Genomic DNA, 3,847 nt, shown 5'->3' on the forward strand with positions numbered 1-3,847 from the left:
AGATAACCTCCGCATCAGCAGACATTTATGGGTATGTATATAATACCGACAACAAAGGTTTATCTAAGGTTAAGATATCTGCCAAAGACGAATATCGAACCTATAGCGAAGAAACCTCCGGCAGCGGTAGTTATTCCCTTTCCCTGAAGGTAGGAACCTATACAATCAAATATGAGAAAGAAGGTTATCAAACTCAAACCAATGATATAAGTTTACTAAAGAGGGAGAACAGATATTTAGAGATGATTAGAATGGTTGCAAGCTCGGAGCAGACATTGATTTCAGCAACGGATAATTAGGCGCTTAACGCCTAAACATCGACAATTTTTTGTCGCTATACCGAAGCGTCTAAATTCTAAATTCGAATATCGAAATTCGAAACAATACCAAAACTCAAAATTCAAATGTTCAAAACAACTCAACTCTTATGGTTTTGGTCATTTCAAATTTTGTTTTTTTGGGATTTGTTTAGAATTTCGTGCTTAGTATTTCGAATTTCCTTTTCGCAGCACTGCCTGTGAAAAGGCATAGTACCTTACCAGTAATTTCTTTGCATTTTTGGCAAGATATTAAATGGTCCTTTATGCAGTCGGCAGTCGGCAGTCGGCAAATTGCAGATTGAGGACTGTTTTCGTGCTTGTTTGGTTCTGGCTGCAAACCAATGCCATTAAGTTAAGGATATTTGATCAAAAACAACCCCCTTTATCCCCCTTTTCTAAGGGGGACTTTTGCGGCAGGTCGCTTAACTTAATGACATTGGGCTGTAAACCTGAACCTGCCTGGAAAATAATCTGTATGTAACAATCTTGTATAAGGATACTCAATTTTATCATCCGGCATCCACGCAGGTTAGCTCCTGTGCTTTTTTGAGTGCTTCCTCTTTTGTTGTTATATTTCCATCAAGTTGTTCATCTTCAATCTTTGTCAGAATATGCTTAAATGCGGGTCCCGGGGTTAATCCTATTGCAATAAGATCATGTCCGGTAATTAATGGCCGTGGTTTAACCTCCTCCTTTGATAGTTTTTCAAACATCTCACGGCAGAAATAGTAGTCTGATAAATCACCGGAACTCGCAAGGGCATCAATCCTGCATAATTCCTCAAGTTCTTTGTATGCTTCATGGGCAAAGAGCCGTTTCAGTTTGTTAAGCCTCATTTTTTGAGCATCTTTAAAACAGAGGTGTTTCAGGACAAGCCAGATAATTTGTTCCTTATCGGCGTTGGAAGTTTTTAAACGATTACAGATTTTAGCGGTAATATCAGCCCCTACTTTTTCATGCAAATTGAACCGAATGCGGTCCAATTCCTGGAATGTCTGTGGCTTCCCGATATCATGAAGCAACACGCCCATTGCCAGCGTCCACGAAGGATTTTCCATTTTAGAAAGACATAACAAGGTATGCGTAAAAACGTCCCCCTCCGGGTGAAAATTTTCAGGCTGCCGGACGCCTTTCATTTCTGATACCTCAGGAAGTATTTCGCGCAAAAGGCAAAGATCGTCCAACAGTTGAATCCCAAGATGCGGGTTTGGTCCGGTAATAATTTTTTGCAACTCTTCACGAATACGCTCCGCGCTGACCACATGAATCTGCGGCGCAAGGCTTATAATCGCCTGTCTTGTTTCCTCGTGGATATGAAAATTAAACCGGCACGCAAAGCGGACTGCGCGTATCATACGCAACTTGTCCTCTGTTAACCGTTCAACAGGACTGCCAATTGTTCTGATAATACCCGCGGCAATATCATCCCTTCCCCCGACATAATCAAGTATTTCCTTTTTCACCGGGTCATACAACAGTCCGTTAATGGTAAAATCCCTCCGCCTGACGTCTTCTTCGGCAGTGCTGAAGGATACATAGTCCGGATGCCGTCCGTCACTATACGATTTTTCTGTGCGAAATGTAGCAACCTCAAAATTATATCCATCTTTTACAACAACCACCACGCCATATTGCGCACCTACGGAAAAGGTCTTTTTAAAGAGATTCATAACGTCCCGGGGAAGGGCATTCGTGGCAATATCGTAATCGGCAGATTCCCTCCTCATAATCATATCGCGCACACATCCGCCCGCAAAAAAGGCATCAAAACCTTTATCCTGCAATGTTTTTACAATTTCAATGGCGTTTTGTTTTATAGACATGCTTCCTGCTCAGTACCTTACCGGTAATTTCTTTGCATTTTTTGGCAAAATATTAAATGGTCATTGATGCAAGTCGGCAATCTACAGCCGACAATCAGCAAATTGCAGACTGCGGACTGCGGACTGAAGACTGTTTTCGTGCTTGTTCGATTCTGGCTATGCCAGCTTAGGGATATACTATCGTCCCCTTCTTAAAAGGCCAAGGTGGGGTTCCTTGCTGGAATAGAGGTCGTGGACACTGCCTTCTGTCTGTGCGGACTGCGACCTCATTTCAAAACGAAGGTTTCCATCATACAGTCCCTGATGAAGATCATGAACACTTTTACATCCAAGTTCCTGCAGCGAATGCAATAAGCTTTGCATTAAATATTGCCCGAGATGAATAACCGAACCCTTGTCAACGACCGTTCCCGAAACACCCTGCGCAACTTTTATACGGTCTTCAACGGACAAATACCTTTTGCCGCCTCCCTTTTCCATAGCCTCATGAGACGCCATGCCTCTGTATTTTTTTACCCGCACGCCGCCCTCATAAAAATATTCGCCGGGAGATTCCGTCGTACCGGCAAGCAGTCCGCCCATCATCACGGCGCTTGCCCCCAGGGACAAGGCCTTGACAATATGCCCGATATGGGCAATACCACCATCGGCGATAACCGGAATATTTGCGTATTCCCTGGAAAATTTCGCTGTATGATATACAGCAGACCCCTGCGCCCTTCCTACGGCAAGGGTATCCTGGGTAATACAAATAGAACCGCTTCCCATACCTATACGTAGAGAGTCAACGCCTGCGTCGATCAATGATTTACACTGCTTTGCGGTAACAACGTTTCCTCCGATCACGTCAATATGCGGATAGTGTTTCTTAACGTACCGTACCATATCAATCTGAAAAATTGTATCACCTTGAGATGAATCGATGACAATCACATCCACACCCGCCGTTGCCAGTTCAGCAAGGCGTTCCCTGTCTTCTTCGCGGGTAGAGAGCGCAGCGCCAACAAGGAGTTGTTTGCCCTTATCTTTTGATGAAAAAGGGAAATCCTCGTTTTTAAGCAAATCAGTGCGGCTCATAAGAGATACGAGCCGCCCCTGTTTATCGATTAGCGGCAATTTCCCCTTTTTGCTTTCTTTTAATATTTTGTTCCCGTCAGAAAGAGATATGCCGGAGGGAGCTGTAACCAATTGCCTTGTCATTACCTCGCTCAATGGCTTCGTTCGATTGTCCTCAAAATCAATATCCCGCTTTGTGACAATTCCCACTAGTTTAGAATTTAATGTGCCGTCTTCTGTTATAGGAATCCCGGAAAACCCATATGCATCCTTAATAGTATCAACATCCATGATTGTGTGGGTTGGACTGAGGACAACCGGGTCGGTTATAAAACCATTTTCAAATCTCTTTACCTTGCGGACCTCCTTTGTTTGGTCTTCAATGGTATTGTTATAATGAATAATGCCAATGCCACCCAGCAAGGCCATGCTAATGGCCATCCTCGATTCGGTTACCGTATCCATAGGCGAACTGACCAGGGGTCTTTTTATCTTTATATTACGGGTAAGGTTGGTATCAAGACTAATTGAGTCTAAAACAAAATCTATGTGTCCGGGAAGCAGAATGAAATCATTATAGGTAATGCCTTCTCCCCCTTCAAAAAGTGTTTTTGCGTCAAGTCCGTTCGGCGGCATGGGTGTGTTATT

The 3,847-nt window shown here is 43.5% G+C and carries 3 protein-coding genes; 1 reads left to right on the forward strand and 2 read right to left on the reverse strand.

All coding sequences use genetic code 11. The features are described from left to right. On the forward strand, nucleotides 1-299 hold a 299-nt coding region (locus tag ABJL82_RS16405), incomplete at its 5' end, for a carboxypeptidase regulatory-like domain-containing protein (protein ID WP_347275787.1). A gap of 530 nt (nucleotides 300-829) precedes the next feature. Here the strand turns inward: ABJL82_RS16405 and ABJL82_RS16410 are convergent. Both ABJL82_RS16410 and guaB read right to left on the reverse strand, forming a co-directional pair. Further along, complete coding sequence (locus ABJL82_RS16410) at nucleotides 830-2,143, reverse strand: CCA tRNA nucleotidyltransferase (protein WP_347275788.1); 1,314 nt, start codon at nucleotides 2,141-2,143, stop codon at nucleotides 830-832. 177 nt (nucleotides 2,144-2,320) lie between these two features. Then, a complete protein-coding gene (gene guaB, locus ABJL82_RS16415; RefSeq protein ID WP_347275789.1) occupies nucleotides 2,321-3,835 on the reverse strand; it encodes an IMP dehydrogenase in 1,515 nt (504 codons plus the stop codon). Nucleotides 3,836-3,847: the final 12 nt, after the last annotated feature.

It is taken from the genome of Candidatus Kuenenia sp. (assembly GCF_039794105.1).
GTDB lineage: Bacteria > Planctomycetota > Brocadiia > Brocadiales > Brocadiaceae > Kuenenia.